Annotated in this window: 14 protein-coding genes; 7 read left to right on the forward strand and 7 right to left on the reverse strand. The window is 71.0% G+C overall.

Annotated elements, in window-relative coordinates; translation table 11 throughout:
* Nucleotides 1-4: 4 nt before the first annotated feature.
* The 5 genes from ACM9LD_RS05640 (at nt 5) to ACM9LD_RS05660 (ending at nt 4,615) form a co-directional block, all read left to right on the forward strand.
* Nucleotides 5-514, forward strand: a complete 510-nt coding sequence (locus ACM9LD_RS05640) for a DUF2505 domain-containing protein (RefSeq protein ID WP_224649790.1) — start codon at nt 5-7, stop codon at nt 512-514.
* A 4-nt stretch (nt 515-518) separates the two neighbouring features.
* On the forward strand, nt 519-1,286 hold the full coding sequence (locus ACM9LD_RS05645) for a class I SAM-dependent methyltransferase (RefSeq protein ID WP_415675769.1): 768 nt from the start codon (nt 519-521) through the stop codon (nt 1,284-1,286).
* Nucleotides 1,287-1,413: 127 nt separating this feature from the next.
* Nucleotides 1,414-2,220: a carbon-nitrogen hydrolase family protein gene (locus tag ACM9LD_RS05650; RefSeq protein ID WP_415675961.1), complete on the forward strand. Its 807-nt coding sequence runs from the start codon at nt 1,414-1,416 to the stop codon at nt 2,218-2,220.
* Between the two features lie 17 nt (nt 2,221-2,237).
* Nucleotides 2,238-3,311 carry an LmeA family phospholipid-binding protein gene (locus ACM9LD_RS05655; protein WP_415675770.1) on the forward strand — a complete coding sequence of 358 codons (1,074 nt, stop codon included), beginning with the start codon at nt 2,238-2,240 and terminating at the stop codon, nt 3,309-3,311.
* Nucleotides 3,308-4,615: a cytochrome P450 gene (locus tag ACM9LD_RS05660; protein ID WP_415675771.1), complete on the forward strand. Its 1,308-nt coding sequence runs from the start codon at nt 3,308-3,310 to the stop codon at nt 4,613-4,615. Before ACM9LD_RS05655 ends, ACM9LD_RS05660 begins: the two co-directional genes overlap by 4 nt.
* 43 nt (nt 4,616-4,658) lie before the next feature.
* Here ACM9LD_RS05660 and deoC read toward each other — a convergent pair whose 3' ends face one another.
* Entirely contained in the window at nt 4,659-5,363 is a 705-nt protein-coding gene (deoC, locus tag ACM9LD_RS05665) for a deoxyribose-phosphate aldolase (RefSeq protein ID WP_415675962.1), read from the reverse strand.
* A 7-nt stretch (nt 5,364-5,370) separates the two neighbouring features.
* Here deoC and purU point away from each other — a divergent pair, with 7 nt between their 5' ends.
* On the forward strand, nt 5,371-6,246 hold the full coding sequence (gene purU, locus ACM9LD_RS05670; RefSeq protein ID WP_415675772.1) for a formyltetrahydrofolate deformylase: 876 nt from the start codon (nt 5,371-5,373) through the stop codon (nt 6,244-6,246).
* Between the two features lie 88 nt (nt 6,247-6,334).
* Here purU and ACM9LD_RS05675 read toward each other — a convergent pair whose 3' ends face one another.
* From ACM9LD_RS05675 to ACM9LD_RS05695, 5 genes are all read right to left on the reverse strand, one after another.
* Nucleotides 6,335-7,387, reverse strand: coding sequence for an alpha/beta fold hydrolase (locus tag ACM9LD_RS05675; protein ID WP_415675773.1), 1,053 nt, complete (start codon nt 7,385-7,387; stop codon nt 6,335-6,337).
* 24 nt (nt 7,388-7,411) lie between these two features.
* Nucleotides 7,412-7,711 carry a DUF2516 family protein gene (locus ACM9LD_RS05680; protein ID WP_068522851.1) on the reverse strand — a complete coding sequence of 100 codons (300 nt, stop codon included), beginning with the start codon at nt 7,709-7,711 and terminating at the stop codon, nt 7,412-7,414.
* A gap of 74 nt (nt 7,712-7,785) precedes the next feature.
* On the reverse strand, nt 7,786-8,403 hold the full coding sequence (locus ACM9LD_RS05685) for a heparin-binding hemagglutinin (RefSeq protein ID WP_415675774.1): 618 nt from the start codon (nt 8,401-8,403) through the stop codon (nt 7,786-7,788).
* The gene (locus tag ACM9LD_RS05690) at nt 8,400-8,780 is read right to left on the reverse strand and encodes a helix-turn-helix domain-containing protein (RefSeq protein ID WP_415675775.1); all 381 of its coding nucleotides are present in this window, start codon (nt 8,778-8,780) and stop codon (nt 8,400-8,402) included. Before ACM9LD_RS05690 ends, ACM9LD_RS05685 begins: the two co-directional genes overlap by 4 nt.
* Nucleotides 8,781-8,865: 85 nt before the next feature.
* Nucleotides 8,866-10,089 carry a DUF445 domain-containing protein gene (locus ACM9LD_RS05695; RefSeq protein ID WP_415675963.1) on the reverse strand — a complete coding sequence of 408 codons (1,224 nt, stop codon included), beginning with the start codon at nt 10,087-10,089 and terminating at the stop codon, nt 8,866-8,868.
* 167 nt (nt 10,090-10,256) lie between these two features.
* Between ACM9LD_RS05695 and ACM9LD_RS05700 the strand changes: the two genes are divergently transcribed.
* Entirely contained in the window at nt 10,257-11,111 is an 855-nt protein-coding gene (locus tag ACM9LD_RS05700; protein ID WP_415675776.1) for a polyphosphate kinase 2 family protein, read from the forward strand.
* Between the two features lie 469 nt (nt 11,112-11,580).
* On the opposite strand, the gene ACM9LD_RS05705 is transcribed toward ACM9LD_RS05700, so the two are convergent.
* A complete protein-coding gene (locus ACM9LD_RS05705) occupies nt 11,581-12,810 on the reverse strand; it encodes a low temperature requirement protein A (RefSeq protein ID WP_415675777.1) in 1,230 nt (409 codons plus the stop codon).
* Nucleotides 12,811-12,874: the final 64 nt, after the last annotated feature.

The following is a 12,874-nucleotide window of genomic DNA, read 5'->3' on the forward strand; positions in this document are numbered from 1 at the left end:
CCACATGGCACGACGTCTCAGCTACTCGGCGCGCTTCCCGTTCCCCGCCGACGTCTTCTACAACGCGTACTCCACCAAGGAGTACTGGACCGAGAAGATGACGGACTTCCGCAACCTCACCCCGCTGTCGGAGCTCTCCGAGTTCGACGTCGACGACGAGGGCATCACGGTCGTCCAGAAGCAGAACCTGCCGCACGAGTACCTGCCGCCGATCGCGCAGGGCGTCGTGAAGAAGGACATGATCATCACGCGCGAGGAGTTCTACGGCGCGTGGGACGGCGAGAGCTCGATCGGCGACTACAAGGCGTCGATCCCCGCGGGCCCCGGCTCGCTCAAGGGTGAGGCCTCGCTGTTCAACACCGAGACCGGCTGCACCATGCGCTACACCACGGTGGTGAAGGTCTTCGTGCCGTTCGTGGGCACCAAGCTCGAGCAGCTCATCCTCATCAACCTCGTGGACCTGTTCCGCGCCGAGGCCGAGTACCTCAAGTACTGGGTCGACAAGAACAACTGAGCACGTGCCCTCCCCCGAGGGACGGATCACGCGCGGCACCACGGGGCTGAACCGTCTTCGGCGGAGCGACCGCTGGTCGGTGCACTCGCCCGCGGTGACCGCCGCGCTGGGCGGGCCGTCGCCGCTGGCCGTCGACGTGGGTTACGGGGCCCGCCCGAACACCACCCTCGAGTGGGCGTGCTGGCTGCGGCGCATCGCCCCGACGGTCCGCGTGACGGGCCTCGAGATCGACCCCGATCGCGTGGTGCCCGGCCGCGACGGCGTCGAGTTCGCGCGCGGCGGCTTCGAGCTCGCGGGGCTGCGCCCGAACCTGGTGCGCGCCTTCAACGTGCTGCGGCAGTACGACGAGTCCGAGGTGGCCGACGCGTGGGCGATGGTCACCTCGCGCCTCGCGCCGGGCGGCGTCTTCGTGGAGGGCACCTGCGACGAGCTGGGCCGACGGTGCTGCTGGCTCACCCTCGACGCTTCCGGCCCGCGGACTCTCACCCTGGCCTGGCACCCCGGGTACACCGGCCACCCGTCGGACCTGGCCGAGCGGCTGCCGAAGGCGCTGATCCACCACAACGTGCCGGGCGAGAAGATCCACACCGTGCTCGCGCTGGCGGATCGCTGCTGGGACGAGGCCGCCGGCTACGCGCCCTACGGCAACCGGATCCGCTGGCGCGCGGCGGGGATCGCGCTCGCGGAGCGCACCGGCGGCGCCGCCCGCCCGCCCCGTCGCCCCGTGCGCGACAACCTGCTCACCGTCGACTGGTCCTTCGTCGCGCCGTAGTGGCTCAGGATGTCGAGGTCTGCGGCATCGGGGGTGTTCTCACGCACGTCCGTGTGCGCAGAAGTCGACATCGTGAGGCACTGTCACCTATCGAGCGCGAGTCAGTAGTGTGGTGCGCATGACATCGCTGACCGTCGCGCTGGCGCAGATCGAGGCCACGACCGACCCGGCGGCCAACGCCGCGCTGGTCGAGGACGGTCTGCGTCGTGCGGCCGACGCCGGCGCGGCCCTGGCCGTCTTCCCCGAGGCCACGATGTGCCGGTTCGGGGTGTCGCTCACGCCGGTCGCCGAACCGCTCGACGGGCCGTGGGCGAACCGCGTCGCCGAGGCCGCGCGGGCCACCGGCGTGCACGTGGTCGCGGGCATGTTCACCCCCGCCGCCGACGGCCGCGTCCGCAACACGCTGCTCTCCGCCGCCCCCGACGGCACCCGCACCGCCTACGACAAGATCCACCTCTTCGACGCCTTCGGCTTCGCCGAGTCGCGCACCGTCGCGCCCGGCGAGCACGCGGTGCTGATCGACGTCGGCGGGGTCACCGTGGGGCTGAGCACCTGCTACGACCTGCGCTTCCCCGCCCTCTACCAGGGGCTGGCCGACGCCGGTGCCCGCGTGATCGTCGCGCCCGCGTCGTGGGGCGACGGCCCCGGCAAGCTCGACGCCTTCACCACGCTCACCCGCGCGCGGGCCCTGGACACCACCACCTACGTCGTCGCCGTCGACCAGGCGCGGCCTTCCGACCCGGAGCCCGGCACCGCGCCGCGCGGGGTGGGCGGCTCGCTCGCCGTCGGGCCCGACGGTGCCGTGCTCGCGTCCGCCGGCGACGGGCCGGAACAGATCGTCGTCGACCTGCCGCTCGCGCGCGTCGACGAGGTGCGGGCCGCGCTGCCCGTGCTCGCCAACCGCAGGGACTTCACCGTCGCCACCCAGGGATGAGGAACAATCTAACGCCGATGGACACGAACCCGAACGCCCCGCAGAACCCCGGCCCCCCGAACGGCCCGCAGAACGGCCCGCAGGATCCGAACCTGACGCGGCCGATGACCCCGGCCGACCGGCAGCCGCCGCAGGCACCGCAGCAGCCGCAGGCACCCCAGCAGCAGCCGCAGGGACAGCAGACCCCGCAGGCCCCCGGCCCGCAGGACGGCCTGACCCGGCCGATCGAGTCCGCGGCGCGGCCGTCGGGCGCGCACGCGCGCCCGGAGCCGGGCCAGCAGCCGCCCGTGCCGCCGGTGCCGCCGACGCAGATCCCGCCCGGCGGACCGTCGGGCCAGGGCGGCCAGGGCGGCCCCGCCAAGCCCGCCAAGCAGCGCTCCACCGGCAAACTCATCGGCCTGGCGGCCGCGGGCCTCGTCGCGGTGCTCGTGATCGTGCTCGTCGGCTCCGAGCTGTACATCCGCAACCACGTGCAGAACTGCCTCGCGGACAACATCAAGAAGGGCACCAGCGCCACCGACGTCAAGGTCAGCTTCGAGAAGACGCCGATGCTGATCCAGAACGCGAGCGGCAAGATCCCGTCGATCGACATCCAGGTCGACGGCATGCAGGGCACCGCCGGGCTGAACGCGCACCTCCTCCTCAAGGGCGTCGAGCCCAGCGGCGACAACAAGATCGACGACGCGACCATCCTCGGCACCTTCACCGCCGACGGCATCAAGAACAAGGTCGTGAGCTCGCAGGTCATCTCCGACCCGACGGTCACGCTGAACACCGCCGCGAACCAGATCGAGATCAGCGGCACCGCCGTGATCCTGCCGGTCACCGTGAACCTCAAGCCCACCATCAAGGACAACAAGGTGGTGCTCACGGCGAGCAAGGCGTCGGTCTTCGGCATCGGCGTCCCGGACGACCTGGCGCAGCAGCTGATCACCGCCGTCGCCGACATCCCGACCCCGAAGGGCCTCACCGCCAGCGACCTGAAGATGACCGACCAGGGCATCTCGCTGCGCTACTCGGGCCAGAACGTCCTGCCGAAGGACATCGAGAGCGGCTCCGACGTCGGCGCCACGAACTGCTCGGTCGTGTGAACCCGCTGAGCGCCGCCCGAGCGGACCTGCAGCTGCGGGTCCGCTGGGCGGTGCTGCACGGGCTGCCGCGCTACGCGCTCCCCCGCCGCGCGGCCCGCGGCGACACCATGGCGGAGATGCTCCTCGGCTACCGCGGCGCGCCCGGCGGCCAGTACGAGCGGCTCGACCGCATCCGCGAGCAGGGCCGCATCATCGGCACCGAGGCCGGCGCGGCGACGGCCGACCACGCGCTGTGCCGGGCCGTGCTGCGCGACCCCCGGTTCGCGACCATCCAGCCGAAGGACTTCGGCTTCCCGCGGCCGCTCCTCCCCGTCCTCGAGCGGTCCGACCCGCACCTGCCCAACCCCGTCGAGCCACCGTCGATGCTGGTGAGCGAGCCGCCCGCGCACACCGCGTACCGGCACCCCATCGCGCGGACCTTCACCCCCAAGGCGATCGCGACCCTGACCGATCGCGCGCGGACCGTCAGCGAGGAACTCCTCGACGAGCTCGCCGCAGCGCCCCGCCCCGACCTGGTCACGGGCTACGCCGCGCGGCTGCCGGTCACGATGATCGGGCGGCTGCTCGGCCTGCCGGAGGCCGACGACGAGTACATGCTCGAGTGGGGCGAGGCCGCGGCACCGCTGCTGGACCCGGGCCTCGACTGGCCCGTCTACCGGCGCGCGCAGACCGCGCTCCGCGGCCTCGACGACTACCTCACCGCGCACTTCGCACGCGTTCGCGCGAACCCCGCCACGGACGATCCCTTCGCACTCCTCGCAGCCTCCGGCGAGCTCACCGACCGCGAGCTGGTGACGAACGCGGCGCTGCTCATCGGCGCGGGCTTCGAGACCACGGTGAACCTCATCGGCAACGGCGTCGTCGCGCTGCTCGAGCACCCCGCGCAGCTGGAGCGGCTGCGCGCGGAGCCCGAGCTGTGGCCGAACGCCGTCGAGGAGATCCTGCGCTACTCCAGCCCCGTCCAGCGCACCGCGCGCGTCGCGCGGGAGGCCGGCGAGATCGAGGGCTTCGCGTTCGCGGAGGGCACCGTGATCTCGCTGCTGCTGGCGGGCGCGAACCGCGACCCCGCCGTGTTCGACCGGCCGCACGAGTTCGACGTCGCGCGGCCGGAGGCGAAGAAGAACGTCTCCTTCGGCTACGGCATCCACGCCTGCATCGGCGCGGCGCTGGCCCGGATGGAGGGCGTCGTCGCGCTCTCCGCGCTGTTCGAGCGGTACCCCGGGCTCTCCCTCGACGGGCCCGGCACGCACCGCGGGCTCTCCACGCTCTACGGCTGGGCCTCGCTGCCCGCGAAGCTCACCTAGCCCGACGGGGCCCGGCGGCACCGTCGAGCAGGGGGCGCGGGCGCTACTCCGGGAAGCCGGCGAGCACCGCGCGGGTGCCGGAGAGGCCGAGGCGGTTCGCGCCGGCGTCGATCATCTCCTGCGCGGCCTCGGCGGAGCGGATGCCGCCCGAGGCCTTGACGCCCACGCCGGGCCCGACGGCCGCGCGCATGAGCGCCACCGCCTCCGCGGACGCGCCGCCCGACGGGTGGAAGCCGGTGGAGGTCTTGACGAACGTGGCGCCGCCCTTGACGGACCGCTTGCACACCTCGGTGAGCAGGTCGGCGTCGCCGAACTCGAGCAGCGCCGCGGACTCGACGATCACCTTGAGCACGGGGTCGGCGCCGATGGCCTCGCGGACGGTGAGCACGTCGGAGAAGACGCGGTCCAGCTCGCCGGCCAGCGCGAGCCCGACGTCGATCACCATGTCGACCTCGTGCGCGCCCTCCTCGATCGCCATCCGCGCCTCGGCGGCCTTGATGAGCGTGTGGTGCTTGCCCGACGGGAAGCCCGCGACGACGCAGACCTTGGGCGCGCGGCGGTCGGCCTCGTGCGCGTCGATCGCGGCGCGCAGCGGCAGCATCGACGGGGAGAGGCAGACGGCGTAGACGCCCAGGTCCAGGCCCTCCGCGTAGGCCGCGGCGGCGGCGGCCTCCGTGGCCTCGGGCTTGAGCAGCGTGTGATCGACGAGGGCGGCGACTTCGGAGCGTGTGAGCACGTCTGAGACGATACCGGGCGTGACCCGCGATACCCGCTATGTGCTCACGCTCGGCTGCCCGGACACCACCGGCATCGTCGCGCGCATCTCGACCTTCCTCGCCGACGTGGGCGGGTGGATCGTCGAGGCCGGTTACCACTCCGACGCCGACTCCGGCTGGTTCTTCACCCGGCAGGCCGTGCGCGCCGACAGCGTCGCGATCCCGCTCGACGAGCTGCGGGCGCGCTTCGAGGCCGAGGTCGTCGCCGAGCTGGGCCCCGAGACCGAGTGGCGGCTGACCTCCAGCGCGGAGCCCAAGGACATCGTCGTGCTGGTCAGCAAGGAGGGGCACTGCCTGCACGACCTCGTCGGCCGGGTGGCGACGGGCGAGCTGAACGCGCGGATCGCCGCGGTGATCGGCAACCACGAGGACCTGCGCGACTTCGTGGAGCGGCTCGACATCCCGTTCCACCACGTGCCCTTCCCGGGCGTGGGCGAGGACAAGTCGGCGGCGTTCGCGCGCGTCGCGGAACTCACCGATGCGCTGAACCCCGACGCGGTGGTGCTGGCGCGGTTCATGCAGGTGCTGCCCGCGGACCTGTGCGCGGCGTGGGCCGGGCGGGCGATCAACATCCACCACAGCTTCCTGCCGAGCTTCGTCGGCGCGCGCCCGTACCACCAGGCCTTCGCCCGCGGCGTGAAGTTGATCGGCGCGACCTGCCACTACGTGACGGCGGACCTCGACGCGGGCCCGATCATCGAGCAGGACGTCGCGCGCGTGGACCACGCCGACGCCGCGACCGACATGGTGCTGCGCGGCCGCGACATCGAGAAGGTCGTGCTGGCCCGCGGCCTGCGCTGGCACCTGGAGAACCGGGTGCTGGTGCACGGCCGCAAGACCGTCGTCTTCTCCTGACCCGCTCGCCGCGATTGAACACCGTTTCTGTCCGGCGCGACCTGCGGTTTCGCCGTACAGAAACGGTGTTCAATTCCCGACGGGGTGCTTACTCCGGCGCCCCGGAGGCGACGGGGCGGCCGTCGAGGATGGAGTCCAGGAGGGCGTTGAACTTCTCCGGCTGCTCCAGGGGCAGCATGTGGCCGGAGTCGCGGATCACGGCGAAGCGGTCCAGCTTCCCGGCGACGCGGAGCTCGCCGGCGATGATGTCGGCGTCCGCGGGCGGGGTGAGGTGGTCGAACTGGCCGACGGCGACCGACGTGGGGATCGTGATCTTGCGCAGGCCGGCGGTCACGTCGACGTTCGCGAGCACGTGGCCCCACTCGGCGCGCACGTCCGACGGACAGGAGGCGACCATGTCCTCGGTGTACTTGACCGCGCCGTAGGAGGCGTAGCCGCACAGCGCGGTGTACCGGATCACCGCGGTGTGCGCGCGGTTGTGCCGGACCTTGACGTTGGCGCCGAGGATCCCGTCGCCGAGCTTCTGGGTGAACCGCGGCGCGACGCGCGGGAGCGCGGCCAGCGGGGTGGCCCCGGCGAAGCCGGCGACGGCGTCGCGCGCGTAGGTGGAGGAGAGCACCGCGTGGTGGGCGCGCTCGGCGACCTCGTCGGTGTACTTGTCGGCCCACGCCATGATGGTGATCGCGCCCATGCTGTGCCCGACGAGCAGCGCCTTCTTCCCCGCCGGCACGTGGGCGGCGAGGACGGCGTGCAGGTCGTCGGCGAGGACGGCCGCGGAGAACGCGAAGGCGCCCGCCTCGGACTCGCCGTGCCCGCGCTGGTCGTAGGCGACCACGCGGTACCCGCGGCCGACGAGGTGCTCGACCTGACGCGGGAAGTTCTTCAGGTTGCAGGTCCAGCCGTGGATGAGCACGGCGATCGGCCCGTCGGCCGGTCCCCACACCCTGGTGTGCAGGCGGGTGCCGTCGCCGGAGACGACGACGCGGTCCTCGTGCGGACCGTCGTAATCCTCGATCAGCTTGGCGTTCGCCGGCTCCGCCGGGGACGACAACGCGTAGGCGGCGACGCTCGCGGCGATGGCGGCGGCACCGGCGCCGAGGGCGCCCGCGGCGCCGACGACGAGCTTCCTGGAGATCTTCATGCGAGCAACCTTACTAACTAATACTCAATAACGCGGGCGGCGGACCTCGTCGAGCTTCGGCTTCACGTCGAGCAGGTACACCAGGATGCCGATCGCACCGATGACCGTACCCATGTAGTTCAGGCCCGCCAGCACGAGAACCTCGCACGCGACCAGCGTGATCACCCAGTAGTTCTTCTGCCACTTCCCCGCGGCCGTGAAGGCATCGGCCGGGGCGCGCAGGGCGTGGATGAGGCAGAAGGCACCCGTCGCCAGCAGTGCGACCGTGACCAGGAGCGAGGCGAGCAGGCTGAGGGTGCCGAATCCGTAGAGGAGGACGTCCATGACACCAGCCTAAAGGTCGGGCGCCCNGCGGCAGTGCCGCCGGGCGCCCGGGGTGGAGCTATCGGTGACGCGGATTACGCGTCGGTCTTCTTCGCGGCGACCTTGGGAGCGGCCTTCTTGACCGCGGTGGCGGCCTTCGCGGTGGTCTCCTCGACGGCGGCCTCGGCCTTGTCGGCGGCGGCCTCGACCTCGTCGCCCGCACGGCCGACCAGCTTGGCGGCGCGCTCGCCGACCTGCTTGGTGGCGGTGGCGACCTGGCCCAGCGAGGACTCGGTCAGCTCGACGGCCGAGTTGTAGGCCTTGGTGGCCTGCTCGGTGGCGTCCTCGATGACGGAGCCGGACTTGAGGCGCTCGAAGGCGGTCTCGCCGCGCTCGGCGAGCGAGTCGTAGATGTCGGTGGCGACCTGGATGTAGGCGGCGGCGACCTTGCGGAGCTCGTCGGCGGTGAACTTCGCGCGCAGCTCGTCGACGTCCTTGGGCAGGCCGTCCTTGGCCTCGGTCAGCTTGGTGGTGGCGGTGCCGGTGGCGTCCTCGAACTTGGCCTTGGCCTCGGCCACGCGGGCGTCGAAGTCCTTGGACGCGTCGGTCGCGGCGGCGCGCAGCTTCTCGATCACCTCGGACACGGCCTCGTACGCGTAGTCGCCGGCGCCGATGGTGGCGAACAGCGGGGTCTTCAGGGTCTGCTCGGTCATGACTGGATCTCCTTCTGTGCAGTCTCGTTCTCGCGGCGGAAGCTCTCGTAGATCTCGAGAAGTGCCTGCTTCTGCCGCTCGGTGATGGCCGTGTCCGCTATCAGCGCGTCGCGCACCGGGGATTCCGGGCGCTCTTCGAGGATCCCGGCCTGCACGTAGAGCACCTCGGCCGAGAGCCGCAGTGCTTTGGCGATCTGCCCGAGCACGTCGGCCGACGGTCGTCGGAGCCCCCGCTCGATCTGACTGAGGTACGGGTTGGAAACCCCCGCCCGCTCGGCCAGCTGCCGGATGGACACCTCCGCCGCGAGACGCTGCGCCCGAATGAACGCTCCGATGTCAGATCCCGAATTCTCAACGGTCTCTTCGTCGCTCGTCATATCCGGTCTCCCGTCTGCGCGGCTGATTCCACGCTAACAGCCAGTGCTAGCTCTTGCAAGCAGTTTGCTAGCAGGGTGATTCCAATCAGAAGAAGATCTGGGTGATCGAGTAGATCACCAGGCCCGCAATGGACCCCACGACGGTGCCGTTGATCCGGATGAACTGCAGGTCACGACCCACGGCGAGCTCGATCTTGTCCGAGGCCTCGTCGGCGTCCCAGCGCGCGACGGTGTCCGTGATGATCGATGTGATCTGGCTCGCATAGTTCTCGACGAGGTGCCGCACCGACCGGTCGACCCAGAAGTCGACCTTGTCCCGCAGCGCCTGATCGTCGCGCAGCCGGACGCCGAACCGCGCGGCCGACTCGCTGAACTTCTCCCGCAGGGTGGAATCGGGATCCTCGACGGAGGCCTCGATCATCCGCTTCGCGGCCCGCCACGCCGCCTGCGCCGCGGTGCGCACCTCCTCGCGGCCCATCAGCTCGGCCTTGACGTCCTCGACCTTGGCAATGGTGCGCGGATCGTGCTGCAGGTCCGACGCGAAGTCCCACAGGAAGGTGCTCATGGCCTGCCGGACCTCGTGATCCGGGTCGCTGCGCACCTTCCACGTGAACTCGACGAGCTCGCGGTAGATCCGCTCCCCCAGCAGCGAGTTGACGAACTTGGGCGACCACTGCGGACCGTCGGTGTCGACGATCTTGTCGATCACACCCTGGCTGCCCAGGGCCCAGTGGTGGGCGCGTTCGGCGAGCAGGTTGATCAGCGGCAGCTGGCGCTGCTCCTGCAGCAGCGTCTCCACCAGGCGCCCGATGGGCGGGCCCCATTCGGGCTCCGCCAGCCGCTTGATGATCGTCGAGTTGAGCACCGCCTCGACGTCCTCGTCGCGCAGCACCTCGCTCATCACCTTCACCAGCTTCGCCGCCTCGCCGCCCAGCTTCTGCGAGTTGTCCGGGTCGGCCATCCAGTTCGCCACGCGGCCGCTCAGGTCGAGCGAGCCGACCTTCTCGGCGATCACCTCGGGGGTGAGGAAGTTGCTCTCCACGAAGCCGCCGAGGGCGTCGCCCAGCTGGTCCTTCTTGCGCTTGATGATCGCCGTGTGCGGGATCGGCAGGCCCAGCGGATGCCGGAACAGCGCGGTCACCGCGAACCAGTCCGCGAGGCCACCGACCATGCCCGCCTCGGCCGCCGCCTTGACGTAGCCGACCCACGGGCCGGCGATGGGTAGGTTCGCGCCCTTCGTGTCCAGGTACTCGCAGAACAGGTAGATGATCGCCGCGCCGATGAGGAACGAGAGGGCGAGCGCCTTCATCTTGCGCAGGTCGCGCTGCTTCTGCTCGTCGGGCGTGCCGCCGAACGGACTCGCCGGGACGCGGGACGAACCCGTCCCGGACGACTGCGGGGTTCCCGCGGGAGATGACACCGTCACGAGTCGATCTTGCCCGAAGATCACCCCGATGCGCCGGATAGGGTGACTCCATGGCGAACGACAACGGTTGGTCCGGTTCCGCGTCCGCAGCTCTGCGCTGGCAGCCGGGGTCCACGGTCCAGGACATCGACACCTCCGGCAAGCCGGGTTTCGACGGCGACAAGGCCCTCGGCGAGAAGCTGCTCGCCGAGCGCGGCCAGCGGCTCTCGGAGCTGCAGGAGCTGCTCTACGCCAACGGCCGCGCAGGCGATCACCGCTCCGTCCTGCTGGTGCTGCAGGGCATGGACACCGCCGGCAAGGGCGGCATCGTCCGGCACGTGATCGGCATGGTCGACCCGCAGGGCGTCAAGACCGCGTCCTTCGGCAAGCCGACCGAGGAGGAGCTCGCGCACGACTTCCTGTGGCGCATCCACAAGCAGACCCCGAAGGGCGGCCAGATCGGCGTCTTCGACCGCTCGCACTACGAGGACGTGCTGGTGGTGCGCGTGCACGACCTGGTGCCGCCCGCCGTCTGGGAGCCGCGCTACGACATCATCAACGACTTCGAGGACGACCTCATCGCCGCCGGCACGACGATCGTCAAGTGCGCGATGTTCGTCTCCCTCGACGAGCAGAAGAAGCGGCTCGCGGAGCGGCTCGACCGCCCCGACAAGTTCTGGAAGTACAACCCCGCCGACATCGACGAGCGCGGCTACTGGCCCAAGTACCAGGAGGCCTACCAGGCGATGCTCGACCGCACCAGCGTCGACAGCGCGCCCTGGCACATCATCCCCGCCGACCGGAAGTGGTTCAGCCGGCTCGCGATCACCGAGCTGCTCATCGAGGCCCTCGAGGGCCTGGACCTGGACTGGCCGCCCGCCGACTTCGACGTCGAGCACGAGAAGGCGCGGCTCGAGAAGGCCTGACCGCTCCGCCCCGTCGGGTCCGACGGTGCCTGTCCGCCCGGTCCGACGGTGCCGGGCGGCGTCGACTGGGGGAGAAACGTCGCGCGGGGGGGACGACCGCTCCCCCACGGCGCGTAGCGGGGGACCAAACGCCGCGCAGGGGACAACCGAGCCCCCACGGGAAGCGCGGCTTCTCGTGGGGGCTCGAACGCGAGAGCCGCGGATCGGCGCGGCGCGGGGGACGACGGTGCTGCAGCTTCCGCCTGTCGGGTCCGCGCACGCCGCGGTGCCTGGATCGCCGCACGAGGCGCCCGAGGCGGGGTATGCATCGGAGGCATACCCATACCCTCCCCGGAACCACATCTGAACTGCATCGATAGGGGTATGCGCGGCGCGCATAGCCCACCGAAGCGACATGGTCATCGCTGGCGCGCGCCCGGGGCCCGCGATGTCACGGCCGGGGTCGCCACCGCGCCCCGCCACCGTCGGGCTACGCGAGGCGCTCGGCCCGGCGCTTGCCGGACCACAGCTCCTCGACGACGACCTGCACCAGCAGCGCGATCGCGCTCCACACCAGTGCGGCGAGCGGCGTGGCCCCGGCGGCGACGGCCGCGACGCCCGCGCCGAGCAGGGCAAGGGTGATGCCGACGGTGACGGCGCGGTGGCCGTCGAACCCGGTGAGGTAGGCGTCCATGATCTCGATCCCGAGCACCGCGACGGCCAGCGGGATGACGAACGCCGACGCGACCACCACGTTGCTCACGTGCGCCTCGTGCGAGATGCCGAGCGCCTCGACGTGCAGTCCGGCGCCGAAGGCCGCGATCGCCATGAAGATCACGATGTGCCCGTACCCCCAGGCGAAGCACTTGTTCGTGTTGCGGACCAGCGCGTGGCCGACGGGGATCGAGAAGTAGATCCACCAGATCGACAGGTTCAGCACCATCGCCGCGACGCCGAGCACGGCGATGTCGAGGCTCCAGCCCTGCGCCTTGAGCAGCGCCTGCAGCGCGATGACGGTGCCGACCACGCCCTCGCCGAGCGTGATGATGGTGAGCAGCCCGTAGCGCTCCGCGATGTGGTGCGGGTTCCACGGGGTGCGCTGCCGCCGCTCGGCGACGTACGGCCCGCCGAGCTCCACGACGTACAGGACCAGGCCGGCCGCGATGATCTGCCCGAGGGTCAGCGGCGCGAAGGCGGTGATCAGCCAGCCGATCTGAGCGATGGTGATCGCGATGATGTAGGTGATCGCCGCCGTGCGGTACTGCGGCGAGGAGACGGCCACGCGCGCCCACTGGGCCAGCAGCGCCACCCGCATCACGACGTAGCCGATCACGAGCACCGTGTTGTTCGGCCGGTCGCCGGCGGTCACCGACGTGAAGAAGGGCTCGATGCCGAGGGCCATGATGCAGACGCCGATCATCTGCAGCATGGTCACGGCGCGGAAGAGCCAGTCGTCGGTGTCGAAGGCCGAGGCCATCCACGTGAAGTTGATCCACGCCCAGACGGCCGCGAAGGCGCAGAACCCGAAGCCCAGGAAGGCCGTGAAGTAGTGCGCCTCCGCGATCGCGTCGGCCAGCTGCACCCCGGCGAGGGAGAAGACCACCACGAAGGTGAGGTCGAAGAACAGCTCCAGCGTGGTGGCCGTCCGCCCCTCCTCGTGGGGGTCGCGCCCCGCCATCCGGGTCAAGCGGCGGCGCACCGCCGACGGTCCATCGGTCACGGAAGATCTCCTGCTCGTCGCCCAAAGTGTTCGTGATCGCACGAAACGTCGATCATCGTAGGCC

Origin of the sequence: Tsukamurella hominis (genome assembly GCF_965137015.1) — a bacterium.
Lineage (GTDB): Bacteria > Actinomycetota > Actinomycetes > Mycobacteriales > Mycobacteriaceae > Tsukamurella > Tsukamurella hominis.